The sequence below is a fragment of the Kitasatospora sp. NPDC049285 genome, assembly GCF_040678815.1.
GTDB lineage: Bacteria > Actinomycetota > Actinomycetes > Streptomycetales > Streptomycetaceae > Kitasatospora.
In genome coordinates, this window is record NZ_JBFAQR010000020.1 from 14,029 (window position 1) to 35,252 (window position 21,224).

The 21,224-nt window shown below is 68.9% G+C and carries 4 protein-coding genes and 1 pseudogene; 2 read left to right on the forward strand and 3 right to left on the reverse strand.

Going from position 1 to position 21,224, the window contains the following annotated elements; all coding sequences use genetic code 11:
* Nucleotides 1-7: 7 nt before the first annotated feature.
* Nucleotides 8-5,485 (reverse strand): AAA family ATPase, encoded by a 5,478-nt coding sequence (locus AB0K51_RS15605; protein WP_363454685.1) that lies wholly within the window; start codon nt 5,483-5,485, stop codon nt 8-10.
* Nucleotides 5,486-5,993: 508 nt separating this feature from the next.
* Between AB0K51_RS15605 and AB0K51_RS15610 the strand changes: the two are divergent.
* Nucleotides 5,994-6,161 (forward strand): annotated as a pseudogene (locus AB0K51_RS15610) (nitrate reductase); the annotation flags it as partial.
* 531 nt (nt 6,162-6,692) lie between these two features.
* Here the strand turns inward: AB0K51_RS15610 and AB0K51_RS15615 are convergent.
* On the reverse strand, nt 6,693-7,226 hold the full coding sequence (locus tag AB0K51_RS15615) for a hypothetical protein (protein ID WP_363454687.1): 534 nt from the start codon (nt 7,224-7,226) through the stop codon (nt 6,693-6,695).
* Between the two features lie 31 nt (nt 7,227-7,257).
* A complete protein-coding gene (gene mycP / locus AB0K51_RS15620; protein ID WP_363454689.1) occupies nt 7,258-8,466 on the reverse strand; it encodes a type VII secretion-associated serine protease mycosin in 1,209 nt (402 codons plus the stop codon).
* Between the two features lie 947 nt (nt 8,467-9,413).
* On the opposite strand from mycP, the gene AB0K51_RS15625 reads away from it, so the two are divergent.
* Entirely contained in the window at nt 9,414-21,212 is an 11,799-nt protein-coding gene (locus tag AB0K51_RS15625; protein ID WP_363454690.1) for a LamG-like jellyroll fold domain-containing protein, read from the forward strand.
* Nucleotides 21,213-21,224 lie beyond the last annotated feature (12 nt).

Consider the following 21,224-nt stretch of genomic DNA (forward strand, 5'->3'; position numbering starts at 1 on the left):
GTGGCGCTCACCGGGACGGCGGGGCGGCGGTGGCCAGTCGCGCCCGCAGGTCGGCGGCGTCGGCGCCCAGGCGTGCCGAGCCGCACTGGTCGGCCAGCACCGCGGCCCGGTGCAGCCAACCGCCCACCGCGTCGGTCCGCCCGGCGTCCAGCGACACCGCCGCCGCCGTGAGCAGGGTGCGGGCCAGCTCGATGCGGTCACCGGCGTCGGCGAAGTCCGCGATCGCGTCCTGGGCGCAGCGCAGTGCGCCGTCGGTGTCCCCACCCACCGCGTGGGCCCGCAGACGGGCCCGCAATGCGAAGCCCTGCCGGCCCACGGAGGGAAGTTGGGCGACGCTCTCCTCGGCCAGCCGCGCCCAGCGGTCGGTGGCGGCCGGGTCGCCGTCCGCGGCTGCCACCTGCGCCAGCAGGTCGCACCAGCGGGGCCTGCGCCAGGCGGTGAGCCTCGGCAGCTCCTCGCCGCCCGCGACGTCCAGCAACTGCCAGCCGGCCCGGGCCGGGTCGCCCGTGTGCAGGATGAACTCGGCCTGGGCGCAGCGCACGGAGACCGCCCACGAGGTCAGCGTGCTGCCGACGGCCGCCCTGGCACGTTCGGCGGTGGCGGACGCCTCCGCCAGGTCACCGGGGCCGTCGCGCCAGAGCAGTACTTCGGCCCGCAGCGTCATGAGGACCGTCTCGGTGGTGGTGTCGCCGATCCGTCTGACGTGCTGGTCGGCCTCGTCCAGCGTGGTCAGTGCGCCGGACAGGTTCCCGGCGCGCAGCCGGGCGTTGCCGAGGACCGTCAGGATCTGCGGATGGATGTAGGTCTGCCCGGTGCGCCGGGACAGGTCCGCGCCACGGGCGAGGTGGCGCTCCGAGTCGGCCAGCCGTCCCATCATGCCTTCGGCGATGCCCACCTGGAACGCGGCTTCCAGGTAGGCCACCAGCATCGTGTCGGGGACGGTGTCCAGGATGTCGGCGGCCTTGGCCAGCGTCGCCAGCGCGCCCGCCTGGTCTCCGGTGAACAGGTGGCCGAGTGCTGCCTTGCCCAGGGCGTTGGCCTCGCCGACCGGGTCGAAGTGCGCCCGTGCGAGCCCGGCGGCGGTCTCGGCGTGCTGCTGGCACGTCTCGTAGTCCTGCACGTCGTAGGCGTAGTCGGCCAGTTCCGCGTGCAGGGCGGCGGCGGTGGCCGAGTCGTCGTCGGTCAACGCCGCGAGTCCGGCACGGGCGAGGGCGCCGGCTTCGCTGTACCGGCCCAGTCGCCGTTCGATCCGGCTGGAGTCGGCGAGCGCGGTCGCACCGTCGGCCGGCCCGCCGGGAATCTCCGAACGCAGCGCCTCGAGCAGCGCCCGGCCCTCCGAGGCGTCCCCGGTCAGCAGCCGGGCCCGGGCGAGCAGGACCTTCGCCTCGTACCAGTGCGCCCCGCCCTCGCGCAACAGCGACAGGGCGGCCTGCAGGTGGCCCGTCGCCACGGCCGGAGCGGTGTAGAGCATGCCGCGGGCCGCCGCGATCAGCGTCGTCGCGTGTTCCGGCTGCCACGGGTCGGCGGCCCGCGCGACGTGGTGGGCGCGCTCCGCGATCGGCGCCGCCCGCCGGGCGAGTTCGGCCTCCGCGCGCTGGTGCAGGGCGATGCGGCGGCTGGGCTCCAGCCGCTCGTAGACGACGTCGGCGACCGCCCGGTGACGCAGCGACAGCCGCGGCGCGGGCTCGGCCGGGCGGACCAGGTCGAGCCGGGTCAGCCCGTCCACTGCGGCCATGACCTCCTGCGGGTCCAAGTCCGCGACGGCGGCGAGGAGTTCCGGGTGGACGTGATCGCCGAGGACCGCCGCGACCTGGACGACTGACAGGGCGACGGCGTCGAGACCGTCGAGTTCGCCGAGGATCGCCGTCCCGGCATCGGCCGCCGTCCCACCGTCGGCGGCCAGCACCTTGAGGTACTGCGGGTTGCCGCCCGCCACGCCGTGGACCTCCTCCAGGTCCGGCCGGTCGCCGAGCAACTCGCGGGCCTGCGCCCGGGAGAGCGGTCCGAGGTTCCACACCTCCAGGAGCCCGGCGGACGACGCGCGGGAGAGCACCGCGGCGAGCGGGGACGAGAGCTGGCGCTGCCGGTAGGCCATCAGGCACAGCACCGGACCGGTGACGGTGGCCTCCAACAGCCGCTCCACGTCCGCGATCCGCTCGGGCGCGAGCTCGTGCAGGTCGTCCACCACCGCCAGGACGGCGGCGCGGTCGTCGGCGCGCGCCGCGAGCTCGTAGACGTCCACGAGGTCGGGTCCGGCGGGCAGCGGAGGCAGCGGCGCGTGCTTGCCGCGCGCGGCGAGCACGGGCACGCCCTGGGACCGGGCGTGCGCGGCGGCCGTCCACAGCAGGCAGCTCTTCCCGATGCCCGGCTCGCCGACCAGGACGACCGCCCGACCGGAGCCCGCCTTCAGCGCCTCCAACGCCCGGGTCACCGCGTCGAGTTCGACCTCCCGGCCGAGCAGCCGGGGCGCGTCGACCACGGCCCGCGGCGTCGCCGGCGCGAGGTCGCCCGCTTCCGGACCGTCAGCGGGAAGCGGCACCTCGGGGGCAGGCCGGCGGGCCTTGAGGTACGCCTGCTCAGGCCCGGTGTTGCGGCTCACGATGACGGCCAGCGCGGCGCGACTGGACACGCCGGTCTTGCGGTAGATCCGGGCGATGTGGGACTCGATGGTGCGCGGGCTGAGCACGAGCTTGTCGGCGATCGCGGCGCTGGTCAGGCCCTCGGCGACCAGTTCGGCCACCTCCCGTTCGCGGGCGGTCAGCGAGACCAGCTCACCGGCCGGTTCGGCCGGGGCGGCGAAGACCACCGGACGGATGCGTTCGGCGAGGCCCGAGAGCAGGCGGGCCCCTCCCTCCGAAGCCAGCCGTGATCCCCGGTGCCACATCTCGGCCGCGCCGGTGCCGTCGCCCACGGCGCGCGCGTGCGGAGCGGCGAGGAGCAGTGACTGCGCTTCGCGGAGCGTCGCCCGGGACCGGACGCTCTGCTCGGCCGCCGCGGTGAACATCCGGGCCGCCTCGGCCGAGTCGCCGTGGTACGCGGCGATCCGGCCGAGACTGCGCAGCGCCGCGCCGCGCTGGGCCGGCAGACCGAGTTGCTCCGCCTCCTTGCGGGCGCGCTCCGCCCAGCGCACCGCGGCGTCGGTGTCGCCGACGGCGAGGGCGGCGCTGCTGAGCATCTCCAGGCAGTTGGGGCGGGTCGAGGGCTGCAGCCGGCGCAGGTCGCTTCCGCCGCCGGCCCGCAGCAGGATGTCCGTCGCCCGGTGCGGATCGGCGGCGTCGAGTGCGGCGGAGGCGAGCATGCACAGCGCCAGGGTCGCCCACCAGTGGTCGTTGCCGCCGGCCGCGGCCGCGGCCTCCTCCGCGACGGCCAGTGCGCTCGGTGGTTCCGGCCGGCAGGCCTGCTGCAGGATCTGGGAGCGGAACGCCAGGGTGAAGGCGAGCAGTTCGTCACTCCCCACGGCGCGCGCCATCGGCTCGGCCTCCTCGGCCAGTTCCAGCGCGCTGGTGATCCGACAGGTGCTGAAGTGGACGTAGGCCTTCGCGGTCAGGAACTGCGGGACCAGACAGACCTGGCCGGTCCGCCGGGCGATCTCCAGCCCGCGGTCCAGACGGCTCTCGGCAGCGGCGTAGTCCTCCAGGAACGCCTCGGTCCAGCCCAGGGTGCACAGCGATTCGCACAGCTCGGCGAGGTCGGAGTCGGCCAGGGTCTCGGCGAGTGCGGCCGCCGATGCGGCAACGGTGCGGGCCGTGCCCAGGTCGCCCTCGTACGCCTCGCCCAGGGCGATCCGGGCCAGGGCGCCCAGCTCGCCGATCTCGTCGCCGAGCGAACGCGCCGCAGCCAGAACCTCGTTGATGTCGGCACGGGCCTCCGGGTAGCGGGCGGCGGACAGGATGCAGGAGCACAGCTCCAGGCCGATCCGGACCGCGTGGGACGCCGACGGCCCGGGGGTGCGGGCCAGTTCACGGCGGAGCATCGCCTCGGCTTCCTGGTGGCGTCCGAGCTGCCGCTCCAACTGGCCGCGCAGCGTGGCCGCAGCGGCGCGGATGTCGTCGTAGCGGTCCGGGGCCGGCATGTCCATCACCTGCTGCAGGAGGTCCCGGCCCTCCTGCAGCCCGCCGCTCACGCCGAGCGCGCGGGCCCGCAGGAGCGTCAGTTCGCGGCGGGCGGCGAGGTGTTCCGGGCCGTCCGGGAGCAGCCGCAGGACGACGCCGAGCCAGTGTGCGGAGGCGGCCGGAGCGGTCGCGGCGCTCTGCTCGGCGGCCGCGACGAGGACACCGGCTGCCTGCGGATCCCAGTAGGTCACCGACCGCTCGACGTGGTAGGCCCGCTCGATGACGGTGGCTCCGGCGGCGGCGATCTCCGCCGAGGCCCGGCGGTGGAAGTCCTCCCGCAGCCACGGGTCGATGTTCTCGTGGACGAGTTCCCGGACCAGCGGATGCCGCAGCGCCAGCCGTCCGCCCTGTCCTCGCCGCAGGAGGTCACGGTGCATCAACCCCCGCAGCGCGTGGATGACCTCCTCGGAGCCGGACCCGGTCAGTAGCCCGATCATCCGCGGGGTGGTGTGGTCCCCCAGGACGGCGGCCGCCTCCAGGATCCGGCGCTCCACGGGGCTCAGCGGCGCCAACTCGTCGAGCAGCAGCGTGCCGAGCCCGACCGGCAGGCCGTCCGGCTCTCCGGACACCGCCCGGCCCGCGACGGGGGAGGGGCGCCCCGGTGACTGGCGGGCCTCGCGGTGGGCCTGGAGGAGGGCGAGGAAGTACAGCGGGTTGCCGTCGCTCGCCGCGTACAGCTCCGAAGCCTGCGGCTGCGGAAGATCTGCGGCCAGGCCCTCCACGCAGTCACGTTCGGCCAGCGGGCCCAGCGTGATCCGGAGCACCGTCCCGGAGTCCACACCACGCGCGAGCGACGTGGTCAGCACGGGCGGAGTCTGCCGGCCCCGGCGGGAGACGACCAGGAGGAGCGGAGAGCAGACGGGATGGCGCACCAGGTGGTCCACCAACTCCAGCGACGCCGGGTCCGCCCAGTGGAGGTCGTCCAGCACCACGGCGAGCCCGTGCGGGCCGAGCCGGTCCAACAGGGCCGCGGTGGCCTGGTACAGGGCGAACCGGTTGGTGTCGCCCGGGGCGACCGGCGTCTCGGCGACGCCCCGCAGGGCCGGCGACAGCTCCGCCAGCGCGGGGAAGCGGCGCAGCACCACGGGGCTGAGGTCGGCGAACGCATCCGCGAACGGCCTGAACGGGCTGTGCTGTTCGTACTCGGTGGCCTGCCCGCTCAGCACGGTCAGCCCCCGGCTGCGGATCCGCGCGCAGAACTGCGCCAGCAGCCGGCTCTTGCCGATCCCGGCCTCACCCGTGACGTCGATGATGGCCAGTCCGCCGCCCTTGAGCTGATCCAACACCGAGTCCAACAGCCCGACTTCGGCAGCTCTGCCGACGAACGGCACCTGGCCGGCGCGCTCCGGTTGGCCGCCATACGCTTCGACCACGGGTGGCTCCCTTCAGATGAATCCTCCGCCAGGCTCAAGGCGCCGAACTGCGAGGGTAGGCCGAAACCTCGGATCTCGGACACGGGTTCTACGGCTGGCAGCAGCGTAGTTGATGCTCCGTCAGTAACCCGCTCACACGTGCGGGGCTCGGAACGCCCCTGCCGGCGGTCGCGGTGGTCCTGCCCACGGCGACCTCGGCACCGGACTCCGCCCGGGCCTCGCACTCGTGGCGGCTGCCCGGCGCTCGGCGTCCGATCATGACGACCAAGCCGGAATCGGCGTCGATGAGGAGGGTCAGCATAGCGATGCCGGCCCCGGAACGGGTTCCCCGAGGATCTTCCCTGCCGGGCCTGCACTCAGTCGTTGCCGAACGCGGAGTGATGGAGCTGTGGTGGCCGTCCCCGCGGTCCGTCGATCGATGACACGGGTGGCCTGCGTCGGTGCGCCGGCCGCCGTGGGAGATCATGGCGCGACGTACGGATGGTCGAGCGCAGAGGCGGAGAGCGGCATGAACGTCGGGTTCGGGTGGAAGCTGCACGGCGACGGGCGCTCCCCGCGGCCCGGGGCGGTGGTGAAGCCGGACGAGCGGCTGTCGTGGGGGAGGACGGTCGGGCTCGGCGCGCAGCACGTGGTGGCGATGTTCGGGGCCACCTTGGTTGAACCAGTACTGGTGGGATGAGTTCTCCAAGTCCCTTCTGGATAAGGGGATTTGAACTATGAGGAATCGTCAGATGGGCAGCTTTGGTTAGGGCAACCTCAGCTCATCTGGTGCACTTGCCTGCCGGCAGGCACAGCACGGCCACCTCGACGAGAGTTCAGTCGGACATGAACAGCCCGATGGTGTTGGTGCAGGTGTCCGGGCCAGCTCCACGCGCGCGGGGGTAGCCCGTCATCCACGAGCGCGTCAAGATCGATCCACTCGTCAGCCCCATCCACAACTGCCCTTGCCGACGGCGGTGATTGCGTGGGGTGCGGGCAGAGCCCTGTTTGAGGTCTCAAAGTCCGCCCGGGCGGACGCCGTGCTGTTCCTGGCGCCGCGGTGCCGGTACCGCTGCCGACGGCCGTCTCCGCTTCGCGGCCGAATGCGGACAGCGTGGTGAGATCGACACCGACGAGCAGGATGGAGGCGAGCCAGGGTCCAGGGCTCCGGACTCCTACCGTGAGGCTGGCCGCTCGAGGGCGGGCTGAAGTCGCGCGTCACCTATGGCTACCGGATGGGCGTGGACTCCTGGATGCTTTGCATCTGCTGGCGGATGCGGTCGGGTGCTTCGTCGGCGGTCACTACGGTCGCACCCGCGATGGTGGTCGACGACGTGGGTTCGACTGCGGTGAACTGGATCGTCGGTACCAGCTTGGCCAGTGGGGCGATGGCTTGGCCGAAAGGTGCGCCCACCGTGACGATAAGGGTGCATCGTTGGCTGATCAGACCTGCGAGGTATGACTGCGCTTGGGCGGGATCACTGACTGGCATGGTGAGCTGCTGGGCGTTCTCGGCGTTCGGTTTCGCCGCGTCCTGAATGGCTGCCCAGACCTTGGCGACAGTCGCGGACTTGGTGGCGGTGGCGCTGTCCGAAGCCAGGCACACCGTTGGGCGACCGGAGACATTGTTGGCGACCACCTTCGGCGGGTGTTTCGGTTGGCCCTCGCCGTACACGAGCAGGAGGACCGTGAATGCGGCGACGCAGGTGACCGCGGTGGCGATGAGGATGACTCGGGCCCGCCTGGATGCGGGGAACTTCATCGGATGGCTCCTTGCAAGGTGGGTGTCCCGATCATCGGTGTCGACGATTGGGTTGATTCCTGGGCCGCGATCCGCCCTGGCGGGCTGCGGCGCTCGGACGGGCGCTCGGTCGGTGCGGGTGCTTGATCTTGTTCAGGGGCCGATCTTCGGGGGTCGGTGTGTTTCCGGTCGTACGGCGCTTGCGGCGCCACATGAGGACAACTGCCATGGCTGCTAGTCCTGTTACGCCCAGAGCTGCTAGGGCGAGGGCGAGGCTGGGCGAGTGTCCCGTAGGTACCGGGGGATTCGGGGCGGGGTGAAGAAGCGGGTTTCCGGTGTCGGCCGTGTCGACGCGGGCTGTGAGAGCGGCCAAGGGATTGAGTCTGCCGTAGCCGGTCTTCGGGTCCGGTTGGTTGTGGTGGCCGTCGGTTGTGGTGATGAGGCGGCGGATGACCTGACCGTTGGTCAACTGGGGGTAGCGGGCACGGACGAGAGCGGCGCTGGCCGAGACGTAGGCGGCGGCGTAGCTGGTGCCGCTCGCGTTGACGTATTGCCCTTGGTCGTTGGCGGAATAGATTTCCTCTGCGGGTGCGGCGAGGGTGATTCCGGTGCCGGACTCGCTGGGCTTCCAGAACTGGCCATTCTGGTCGATTCCCGAGACCGAGACGACGCCCGGGAACGCGGCCGGGTAGAGGGCGGGGTTGTCGCTCTCTCCTTGGTTGCCGGCTGATGCGACAAGAACGATGTCTTTTCTCAGTGCGTATGTGACGGCCTGTCGAAGCAGTGGGTCGGGGCTCGGAGATCCTATGGAGATATTGATGACTCTGGCACCGTGATCCGCAGCCCAGACAATGCCCTGGGCAAGTGTTGACGGTGAGACCTGGCTGCCCTGGGCGACGCGGACGGGGAGGATTTTCGCGTCGGGGGCGAGTCCTGTCAGGCCCGTCCCAGGGGCAGGACCTCCGGTGGCCGCGATGATTCCGGCGATGGAGGTGCCGTGGGAATCACCCGAGGTGTCGGTTCGGCCGTCTCCGCCATCGCCGAGCAGGCTGGTGCCGGGAAGCACTTGGCCGGCCAGGTCAGGATGACTGGCAGCGACGCCGCTGTCGACGACGGCCACGGTTATCCCCCCGCCGCGGGAGAGCTGCCAGACCTTGTCGGCTTGGAAGTGGTGACTGTCCAGCGGCCACTCGGCGCTGCGTACGGAGTCGGCCTGCGCGGAGCTGCCTGTCAGCGCTGCGACTGAGGCGGCGAGAAACACGGCCGTACATCTCAGCAAAGGCGGGCGGGTTCCCGGCACGGCGGCCTCCTGCGATCAGCGGGCGGTTTGCGCCTGCGTGCCCGGAACTGGCCACTGACTGTCAGGCGTCTAGGGGACGGAGCGTGATAGTACCCGCTGCCCGGATGGGACATAGAGACGGCGGCATGACTGATGGACCATCAAATCTTCCTCATGTCGGCGGACTGCAAAATCTTGGCAAGCAACGCTGAGTCATATCGACGCGAATAGATGTAGAAGCCGCATGTCACCCTCGGCGAATGATCGACAGAACATACGTGTGATCGGTAGAAGGTTGTTCGCCTGCTCTCGGGAGTGGGCGTACTTCTTCTGCGCTCTGGGGGTCGGCTGTGCGCCGCTCGTCGCTGTACTCGTTCGGTTCGCTTGTGAGGATGGCCGCGGCGGCTATGCGGCTCGCTCGGCGGACTACGCGACCTCGTCTGCGCTGGGCCGCGCTCCAGTGGACCGCCGTGGTCACCGGCCTGGCTGTGCTGCTCATGTTGTCGACACAGTCAGCCAGCGCCTTTACGCTCCTGCAGGCCGGTAAGGCGGGAAGTGCTCCGAAGACGCCGGAGCAGCTCAGTGGCAGCGCAGCGGGCCGCTCATCCGTGGTCTCGGCCTCTGCTACGTCCCGCAATTCGGGGAAGGACAAGGGCGACCACGTGCCTGCGGCGGGGGAGCTCCCGGAGCAGTCAGGCCCGACGAGAACCGGTGGGCCTCGGCTTTCTGATGTTCCCCCTCCTGCGGTGAAGGGTGAGGAAACGACGCCACCCGAGTGGATGAATCAGCGCAAGTCCGGGCCGTCTGCGGCGCCTTCGGCCGCTTCCGTGCCGTCCTTGGCACCTACGGACGCCGCTAGCTGGATCGGTCCGGCAGGTTCCGATGCAGGCGCGACTGAGCTCACGGCTTCTCGGACGGCGACCACGTCGGTGTTCCAGAACCCGGATGGCACCAAGACGGTGCGGATCTACAGCCGCCCCGTGCACTACAAGAAGTCCGACGGTTCCTGGGACAACATCGACACTGGGCTCGCTCAGCGTCGCGACAGGCGCTGGAGCGAGACGGCGAACGGCCAGGACATCAGCTTCTCCCCGAAGGCCGACAGCACCGCTCTGCTGAACTGGTCGGTCGATGCCGGCCACAGCCTCTCCTACAGCCTGAAGGGAGCTCAGGCGGCCACCGCCGTGGCCAAGGCGGACACACTCACCTACCCGATGGCCGCGCAGTCGACCGACGTCGTCTACAACACCCTCGCGTCCGGGATCAAGGAGTCGCTGGTCCTCCACGACGCATCGGCACCGACCACCTGGGTGTTCCCGCTGACTCTCAATGGCCTCACCGCCACGCTCGACGACGCGGGCGACGTGCAGTTCACCGACGAGACCGGGCAGGTCAGGCTAAAGATCCCCCACGGGTTCATGGAGGACTCGGCCGTCGACTCCCACTCGGGTGACGGTGTCATCTCCGACGGAGTCGCGTACCACCTCACGACGGTCGACGGAGCCCCGGCACTCGAAATGGACCTCGATACGGCATGGCTGCACGACTCCCACCGCGTGTTCCCGGTGAAGGTCGACCCGTCCACGAGCCAGATCAACTCCACGCGTACCACATACGTCTCGACCCAGTACCCGAGCAACCACTCGTCCGAGAACGAGCTACGCGTCGGCAGTTACAACGGCGGCACCGACTCCAACGTCGGCTACGTCGTCTTCGACAACATCGGCACGACGCTGCAGAACATGTACGTCGAGAAGGCCGAGCTCGACATGGACGCAATCTGGGGCGGCGGATGCTCCTCCCGGTCAGTGGATGTGCACCCCATCAACGGGTCGTGGGATCCGGGAAGCGTCACCAGTGCATCCCAGGTCGCCACCAGCAGCTCAGTCATCGGAACGGCGAATTTCCAGGCATACAACTACAACTGCTCCAACTCGCCGAGCGGCCCGACCTGGGTGCCGTTCGATCTCGGTGATGACCCGACGACTGCTGGTGTCCAGTATGTGAACGGCTGGACCCATGGTGGCGGCAACTTCGGCGTGGCGTTGACCGCCGACACGGGCGATGTCGCGGCATGGAAGAAGTTCAACAGCGTCAACACCAGTTTCCCGCCGTACCTCAAGGTCACCTACGTGGACTGGGCCGCGACCTACTCCACCGATGGGACCTACAACCCGCCGACGTACAACACGGCAGGCTCGCAGCAGCTCACCATGACCAACCAGGGTGCCAATTGGTGGGACTCAACCAGCATGCAGGTGAAGCCCAGGTTCTACGACGCCAACTGGCACGAGCAGTTCCCCGCCAGCAGTCCTCCGCTTACCGCGATACCTGGATCCCAGACTCCCGTACATAGCAATCAGACGGTGACCTTCACGGCGACGATCCCGCCGATCCCACCGGGGCAGCAGTACCAGTTGTGCTGGGACGGATACGTCCAAGGCATTACCTCGCTCAGCGACTCCTACCGCGTTCCGGTATCGCACTGCACTTGGATCCAGGCGGCCAATGTTGCACCGCAGATTGATACGGCGTCACCACTCGGGGGCACCGTTGTCGGCGTCTTGACTCCCCAGTATTACGCGTCGGGGCATGACCCGGACAACTTCCCGGGTACCGGCCTGCAGTACCAGTTCCAGGTGTTCCCGGCGGCCGGCTCGACCCCGGTGGCGGACTCGGGTCTGCAGGCGAACACCTCCTGGTCGGTGCCATCGGGCCTGTTGGCGTGGAACTCCAGCTACTACTGGATCGTCCGAGTGACGGACGGTCAGGCGTCGTCCGCGTGGTCGAGCCCGATCCCGTTCTCGACCAAGGTGCAGCAGCCGGTGATCACGGGCCAACTGGGCGGCGCCGCAGGCGACGTCGAAGGCCACACGTTCAACGCGCAGGTGGGCAACTACACCACCGACGCGACGGACGCGGCGGTGGCGGCTGTAGGCCCCGCGCTGCAGGTGCAGCGTTCCTATAACTCCCTTGACCCGCGGACCTCGGCGCTGTTCGGAGCGGGCTGGTCGTCGACGTGGGACATGAGCGTGGTCCCCGACGCGGACGGTACCGGCTCGGTCCTGGTGACCGGGGCCAGCGGCCGGGAGGAGCGGTTCGGCCGCAACGACTTCCAGCTGACCCAGATGGCCGGCGCGGGGGATCAGACCGGTGACGGTATCGACGACGCGGTCGCTGTCGATTCGACCAACGGACAGCTGTGGCTGTACCCGGGGCCTGACTTCTCTGCGTCGAAGCGGAAGATGCTCGGCGTCGGCTGGTGGGGCCTGTCGCACCTGACTGGTGCGGATGTGACCGGTGACAATGTCGGCGACCTCCTCGGGGTGGCGAACTCCGACGGCACGCTGTGGGAGTACAAGGGCGTCGCCGGTGGCGGCTACAGCACCAAGACGGCTGTCGCCTCGGGGTTCGGCTCGATGACCGACCTTGCGATCACGGCACCGCTGGCCGGCGGCGGCGGCAAGGACCTGGTCGCGGTGGACTCCACGACCGGGCTCCTGTGGGCGTACCCGTTCAACTCCGATGGCACGCTGAACACCGCGGGCCGCGCCTCGCTGGGCACCGGTTGGAATGGAATCACCGAGCTGATCGGCGGCAACTTCAACAGCACGGGCATCGGCTCGCTCGTCGGTATCCAGACCGGTACCGGCAACCTCGTGCAGTACCAGGGCACCGGCAACACCACCCTCGGTACCAGCACGCTCGGCAACCCGACGGTGCTCGGCACGGGTTGGGGCGGCATGCGGAACCTCGCCCCCATCCGTGGCGTACCCGGCGACAGCGGCACCGGCGTCCTCACCGTCGCCAAGGACACCGGCATCCAGTACCTGTACCACAACAACGCCACCCAGAGCGGCGGTGCCAAGACCACGACGGGCATGGCGCTCTACAGCTCGGCGCAGGGCGAGTTCGAGACCCTGGCGACCGACACGGCCACGGCAGGCGGCGGCTGGGTCCTGCAGGACAAGACCGGCACCGTCTACAGCTTCAACCAGCCGACCGCGAACAGCGGCTTCCAGCTGTCGAAGATCACCGACCGTGAGAAGCACACCCAGGTGCTGCACTACAACACCTCCGGGAAGCTGGACACCGTCACCGACAGCACCTCGGCGAGGGTGCTGCACCTGACTTGGACGGCGGACGGCCGGCACGTCGCCAGCGTCACCACCGACCCCGTCTCCGGCACAGACCCCGCGCTGACGTGGACGTACAGCTACAACACCAACGGGACCAACAACCCGGACGAGTTGGACAAGGTTTGCGCGCCGCCGACCGGCGGCAACAGCACCCCGTCCTGCACCCAGTACACCTCCCAGGCCGGCTCTCACCTGCGCAGCGCGACGCTGGACCTGGTCCCGTCGTCGTACTGGCGCCTCGGCGAAGCCAGTGGCACGACCGCGGCCAGCGAGGTGATCGCCAACCAGGGCAACGACAAGGGCACGTACACCAACGTCGGCCTCGGCACCGCGCAGGGACCGCTGTCGCCTATCGCCTCGGCGGCCGCGCCGAAGGCGGCCGCGTTCAACGGCACCACCTCCTCGGTCGCCCTGCCGAGCGGGAAGCTGAAGAACAGCTACCAGTCCGTCGCCCTGTGGTTCCAGACCACCAGCGCCGGCATTCTGATGTCCTACCAGAACACGGCACTGACCGCCGTGCCCTCCCACGCCTCCCCGGTCCTGTACGTCGGCGCCGACGGCCTGCTTCGCGGTGAGCTGTACAGCCCGACCGTCGGCACACACCCCATCACCACCACCGGCACGGTGACGGACGGCCAGTGGCACCTGGTGGTGCTCTCCGGCCAGGGCGCCTCGCAGACGATGTATCTGGACGGGGCCGTGGTCAACCAGGCCCCGCTCGCCGGGCAGATCGACCACCTCGACCAGGACTCGGTGTTCCTCGGAGCCGGCTACGCGACGAACCTGCCCTGGCCGTCCGCGCCGAGTGCCGCATCGGACGGCAACAACCACTTCAACGGTCAGATCGCCGAGGCCGCCGTGTTCGACCACGGGCTCGGTGCTCCGGCGGTGGCCTCGCTGTGGCAGGCCCGGCAGCACGCCTCCACCGAACTGATCAAGCAGACACTGCCCTCGGGGAAGACCAAGCTCGCCGTCAGCTACGACGCCGTCAACGACCGCGCGAGCATCGTCACCGACGCTTACCAGGGCAACTGGACGATCACCCCGCCGACGGTGTCCGGTTCGTCGCAGGAATACCGCAGCGCGGTGATGGGCGCGAACCCGGCAGGGTATTGGCGACTGTCGGACGGGCAGGGAACCCAGGCCTACAACCAGGTCTACGTCCCACGCCCGACCCCGAACAACGGCACGTACTCCAACACCACCCTGGGTGCGGCGGGACCGGTCGCAGGCTCGACAGCGGTGTCGTTCAACGGCACCACGTCCTGGGCGGAGGTGCCCGCCTCCTACGCGCCGCAGTCCGGCCCCGGCGCGATCGGCGTCTGGTTCAAGACCACGACCAGCGGCGTGCTCGTCGGATACGAGGACGCGCCGATCGGCGCCACCGGCGCCAGCGGGCAGATGTGGAACCCCGCCCTGTACGTCGGCACCGACGGCTACCTCTACGGCCAGATGTGGACCGGAAGCGCGAACAACAGCCTGAAGTCCGCCACCAAGGTGAACAACAACATCTGGCACTTCGCGCTGCTGTCCGCCGACAGCGCCACCAGCCAGACCCTGTATCTCGACGGCCAGGCCACCGCGGGACCGCGCACCGGCGCGATCATCGGCCAGGGCACCGGGCACGTCTACATCGGCGCGGGCGCGGCCGCCAACTGGCCGATGGCCTCCACCACCGACCCGTGGATGCACTTCAACGGCCAGATCGCCGACGTGGCGATGTTCGCCCACGGCCTGACCTCCACCACGGTCTCCAACCTGTACACGCAGGCGACCGGTGCCGGCGCGAGCGCGTCCGCGTACGACGCGGCCGTGGTGGGCGCCTTCCCCACCGGCTACTGGCGGCTGAACGACGCCACCGGAAACACCGCCAACGAACTGCTGTCCTCCGCCGCGCTCGCCCAGAACCGCGGCACCTACACCAACACCACCCTCGGCACCACCGGCCCGTGGGCATCCGGCACGACGACCGGCGCCAGCTTCAACGGCACAACGTCCTCCACGCAGCTCCCGGCGAATGCCGTCCCCAAGCTCGGCGCCGGCGCCACCGTCGCCCTGTGGTTCAAGACCAGCAGCCCCGGCGTGCTCTACGGCTACCAGGACTTCCCGCTCGGCGGATCCCACACCACGTCGAACGTGTGGAACCCGGCCCTGTACGTCGGCTCCGACCACCTGCTCCACGGCCTGCTGTGGACCGGAGGCGGCGTCGCCCCCGCCACCTCGACCGCCGCGGTCGACGACGGCAGGTGGCACATGGCCGCGATCTCCGCCACCGGCAGCAGCCAGCAGCTCTACCTCGACGGGCAGGCCACCGGAGGTGCCATCAGCGGCGCCCTCAAGTACAACGGCGCCAGCAACGCCTACCTCGGCGCAGGCAACGTCGACACCTGGCCCTCGGCACCCACGGACGCAAGCGGCCACCTCAACGGGGCGATCGCCGACTTCGCGATCTACCAGTACGCACTCGCCGCCGGCACCATCAGCACCCTCTACACCACCGCGACCACTGCAGGCAGCACCGGAGGACTCGACGCGGCCAGCGCCTACCGGGCTCAGGTCGTCGACCAACACGCCAGCGCCTACTGGCGCCTGGACGACCCGGCGGGCTCCGCCTACGCCGCCGACGAGCTCGGCACCGCCCTGCCTGACCAGACCTCCTCCGGCACCTACACCAGCACCAACCTCGGCACCGCCGGCCCCTCCGGCGACCCCAACCAGGGATCCGCCACCTTCAACGGCACCACGTCGGTCCTCCAACTGCCCTCCAGCGCCGCCCCGGTCAAGGGCCCGGCCACCATGGAGCTGTGGTTCAAGACCACCACCGCCGGCGTCCTGTACTCGTACCAGTCGATGCCGATCGGCACCGCCCCGGTCAACGGCGCCGGCATGTCCTGGAACCCCGCCCTATACGTCGGCACCGACAGCAAGCTGCACGGCCTGTTCCTCGACCAGCCCGGCAGCACCAGCGACCAGCTGACCACCAGTCAGACCGTCACGGACGGCAAGTGGCACCAGGCCGTCCTCGCGGCGACCGCCCACTCCGAGACGCTCTACCTCGACGGCCAGCAGGCCGGCACCGAGAACACGGGCACGATCTCCTACAACGGCACCTCCTACGTCTACCTCGGCGCGGGCGCCGTCTCCTCCGCATGGCCGGCCGCCCCCTCGGACTCCAGCGGCCACTTCAACGGCTCCATCTCCGAAGCCTCCTACTACGAGACGACTCTCGACGCGGCCACCGTCAGCGCCCACTTCCAGGCCATGGGCAACGCGTCCACGCCGACGGCGGTCACGCTCGCGACGGTGACCGACCCGGGCGGCAGCAAGCTGAAGTACCGCTACGACACCCGTACCGGGCAGCTGACTTCCTTCACCGACGCCACGGGCAACATCACCTCCTACACCTACGACACCTCGGGCTTCCTGCACACCGTCACCGACGCCGACGGCCACGCCGTCACCACCGGCCACGACGCCCGCGGCAACGCGGTCTCCCGCACCTCCTGTCAGAACCCCGCGAGCTGCCAGACCAGCTACAGCACGTACCTGCTGGACACCGTCAACCCGTACAACCCGACCAACGACAAGCTCGCCACCTTCAGCGACGCCCGGTCCCTCAGCCCCACCGACCCCGCCTACACGCCCACCTACACCACGACGTACGCATACAGCGCGGCCGGTGACCTGACCTCGGTCACCACCCCGGCGACCAGCGACTTCACCAAGGGCCGCACCACCTACTCCACCATCACCGCCGGCACCGAACAGGCCGTCGACAGCAACGGAAACCCCATCACCGGCGGCACCCAACCCGCAGGCCTGACCGCCGCCCAGTCCGTCACCGTCGATGCGAACGCCTACCCGCAGGCCACGTCACTGCCCGCAGAGCAGAAGACCCAGTACTCCTACGACACCGCCGGCAACCTCACCAAGACCGTCACCCCGCTCGGGCTGACCACTACCTACACGTACGACAACCTCGGCCGCCGTACCGCCAAGACCGAGACCTGCGCCAACTGCGGCATCGGGCAGACGAGGATGGTCAGCACCACCACCTACGGCTGGGATGGCGAGGGCAACCCCGTAAGCCAGAAGGACCCCGGCACCACCGACACCGTCACCAGTAAGAGCCACACCCGGCAGACCACCACCACCTACGACGCGGACGGCGACCCGATCAACGAGACCGTCGCCGACACCGCTGTCGGCGGCGACGCGTCCCGGACCACCACCTGGGCCTATACCGCCAACAATGACCTCCTCGCCCAGGTCACCGACCCGGCCGGCCACAAGACCAGCTACACCTACGACGCGTTCGGCCGCACCAAGACCGAAACCGATGCCGCCGGCACCACGTACAACCACGTCTACTCAGCCCGAGGCCAACTCACCCAGGTAGCGATCTCCAACTACACCGGCGACCCGAACCACCCCGTCAGCTCCCGTTACCAGATCATCGAAGCCCGCGCCTACGACCCCGCCGGCCGACTCGCCATGGTCACCGACGCGATGGGCCGCACCACCCACACGTACTACAACGACGACAACACCGTCGCCGAGACCGACCTCGACGGCTTCCACAGCTTCAACGTGAGCACCCAGTCCTTCGACGGCACCACCCGCGACGTGGTTCTCCAGCAGAACACCTACGACCCCGCGGGCCACCTCACCCAACGCGTCACCGGCGGCGGCAAGACCACCGTCACCAACACCTTCGACGCCGCCGGCCGCACCACCAGCACCACCCTCGACCCCGGCGGGCTCAACCGCACCACTACCTATAAGTACGACGCCGCGAACAACGCTCTCAGCGGCGTCCTCACCGGTGGCGGGGACAGCCGAGAGACTGACTACACCTACGACGCGCTCGGCAACCCGTTGAGCGAGACGGTCAAGAACTCGCCGGCCGACTCGGTCACCACCCACACCTACGATCAGAGCGGTCGGCTCACAACCACAGTGAGCCCGCTCGGCAACGTGACCGGGGCCGACCCGACCGCATACACCACCAGCTTCACTCACGACGCCCTCGGCCGGCTCACCACGACCACCGGCCCTGCCATCGCCACCACCACGTTCAACATGGCGACCGGCGCGCCCGTGACGCTGCCCTCGGCCAACCCGTTCATTCGTGTCGGGTACGGGGTGTTCGACAACCCGACCTCCGTCCAGGATCCGAACGGCAACATCACCACGTACACCCGCACCTACGACACTGCGGGCGAGCACGACTCCGCCGCCAAGAACTCCTACACGGCCCCCGGCCAGACCACCGCCGTCACCGCGGTCACCCAGATCGACTACGACGCGATGGGCCGTGTTGGGACGGTGCATGACGCCAAGGGCCAGGTCACCAAAAACACCTATGACCAACTCGGCAACCTCGTGGAAACCGACTTGCCACCGGTCAACACCACCACCCCGAAGGTCATCAGCGCCTACGACCTCGACGGCGAGAAGCTCTCCACGACCGACCCGATCGGCGCCCAGGCGCAGTCCACCTACGACGACCTCGGCCGCCGCATCACCCAAACCCAACTGGTCCGCAGCACCACCGGTGGAGCCACCGCCGCCTACACCGCAGCGTTCGGCTACGACGACGCAGGCAACGGCATCACCGTCATCACCCCCGGCGGAGCTGCCGCCACCGCGGCCTTTGACGCGGCCGGTGAACGGACCAGCGTCACCGACCCGCTGAACAACACCACCAGCACCAGCTACAACCTGGCCGGCCAACCCACCAAGACCATCCTCCCCGGCAGCCAGCCCGGTGCCACCGGCCCGTCGGCCACCATCACCTACGACCACGCCGGGCGCGTCACCTCAGCCGCTCAGCTGTCCACCGCCGGCACCACGCTCGCCACCACCAGCAACGTCTACGACGTCGCCGGCAACCCGACCTCCGCCACCGACGCCGACGGCAACACCACCGCCGCCGACTACTACGCCAACGGCCACGTATGGCACCACACGGAGCGCGTCACCGCAGACAAGAGCATCACCACCACCTTCGGCTACGACGCTGCGGGCAACCGCACCGCGTACACCGACGGCAACGGCAACACCACCTACTACACCTTCAACACCCTTGGACTGCCCGAGTCCACCATCGACCCCGCCACCTCCGCCTACCCCAACGTCGCCGACCGCGCCTACACGATCGGCTACGACATCCTCGGCGAGCCCGTCACTAAGAACGAGCCCGGCGGCGTCACCATCACCAGTACCTACGACCCGCTCGGACACCTGACCAACCAAACCGGCACCGGCGGCGAAGCCGCCACCCCCGCCCGAGCCCTCGGCTACGACCTCGACGGCCACCTCACGTCGCTGTCGACCCCGAGCGGTAACCAGGCATACACCTACGACGACCGCGGCTTCACCCTCACCGCGAGCGGCCCGCTCAGCCACGCCACCTACACCTACAACCCGGACGGCAACCTCACCTCGCGCAGCAACGAGGCTGGAACCACCACCTTCACCTACGACCCGGATGGGCACCTCAAGACCCTCGCCGAACCCTTGACCGGAACCACCCTCACCTACGGCTACACCCCCCGAGGCCAGGTCAGCACCGTCCAGTACGGCACCGGCGACATCCGCAGCTACACCTACGACGACCAGGGCAACGCCACCGCCGATAACCTCAAGACCAGCACCGGCGCAACCGTCTCCTCCCTCGCCTACACCTACTTCCCGTCAGGCCGGCTGAAGACCAAGACCACCACAGGCCTCGCGGGCGCCACGACCAACACGTACACCTACGACCAAGCCGGCCGCCTGGCCACCTGGAACAACGGCACCACCCCCACCGCCTACGGCTACGACGGCAACGGAAACCTCACCGCTAACGGCATCAACACCGCCACCTACAACCAGCGCAACCAGCTCACCAGCAACAGCCTCGGCGCCAGCTACACCTACACCGCCCGAGGCACGCGCTCCGCCGCCACCACCGGCGGCAGCACCACCAGCGCGACCTACGACGCCTTCGACCAACTCGCCACCCAGCAAGCCCAGAGCTACACCTACGACGCGCTCGGCCGCCTCACCACATCCAACGGCCACGGCTTCACCTACGACACCACCACCAGCAGCCTCACCTCCGACGGCACCGAGAACTACACCCGCACCCCCGCCGGAGCCCTCACCGCAGTCGGTACCGGCACCAACGCCGCCCTCGCCTACACCGACCGCCACGGCGACCTCATCGCCACCTTCACCCCCACCGCCACCACCCCCAGTGGCTCCACCGCTTACGACCCCTGGGGCAAACCCCTCAACACCACAGGCACCAACCACAACCTCGGCTACCAAGGCGGCTGGACCGAAACCACAACCGGCCAAATCAACACCGCCAGCCGCCGATACGACCCAGCAACCTCCGGATTCACCAGCCGAGACACCGCCAACCTCGCACCCACCACCGCAGCACACGCAAACCTCTACAGCTACGGCGCAGGCGACCCCCTCAACACCACCGACCCAACCGGACACAACCCCTCGTGCGATCCGGACACACCCCCCGGAGACCCACAACCGCAGGACACAAAGTGGCCCGGGCACAACCGATACCTTGACCTTGGCGATGACGGTTTCAACTACTCCGCATACTTCAACATGATGAGCTACGGCGAGAGCTCATCAGGCAACGAGTTCATGTATGAACTAGGCCACCCCCATGGTGGGCATCTGACGGCATACAATGGATATGCTTGGTATCCGGTCTCCGCCACCGAAGCCGAACTTGCTGAAGCCGAGGCCGCAGATGCACAAGTAATCAGCATCTTCTCGCTAGTCAGCTATCTTGAGGAAGAAGACATCGCGCTAGGTGAGGTCGCCGCGTATAGCGGTTGCGACACCGACGGCCCGCCCCCGCATCGGCCCGCACCGCCCAGGCCTGACCCCCACAAGATCACGCCGAAACCCTGCGTAGTCTGCACGACCCCCGCCCCACCAAGCGGAATGAACGGACCGGAAGCAGGCCCGACAAACTCTGGAACCCCGACCACCGGAACTGCAACGCCGGGTGGATCCCCGTTCCAGGTTGGCCAAGTTGATTCGAATCAAGGCCTCGGATTCAGTCCAGGATTTAATGGGAACCTGCCCGATCGAGATGGCTGTAACACTGGCGCCGGCTTCACCGGAATAAACAAGGTATATCTGCCAAGAAAAATGCAAGCTGGACAGTGCGTGGCGGCCGGCGCTTTTGCAGACCTAACGCCAAGCGACTACACGCCGCCGCCACGGCCAAAGTTGGGCTTTGCGCTACCCGGGCTGACCTCGTTGCCGGACGACAACAGGGCGCGAGGGCATCTAATTGGATATGCAATGGGGGGATCAAATAAGGATACTCGAAACTTTGTTCCCATGTACCAAGAGGCCAACCAGTGGATGTATGATAATGCGGAAGATCCCGTAGTCGAGGCACTCAAGGGCGGCGGGTCTGTATTCGTGGAGGCCCGACCAATTTATGGAAACATGGCGTCGCCGGTGCCTACGGCGATTGAATATGTAACCTTCGGTGCGGTGGCGGAAAGGTGTATCATCATGAATAATTCGACTGCCGCCGGCAGTTGGTGCAATTAATAGGAGCTGGAC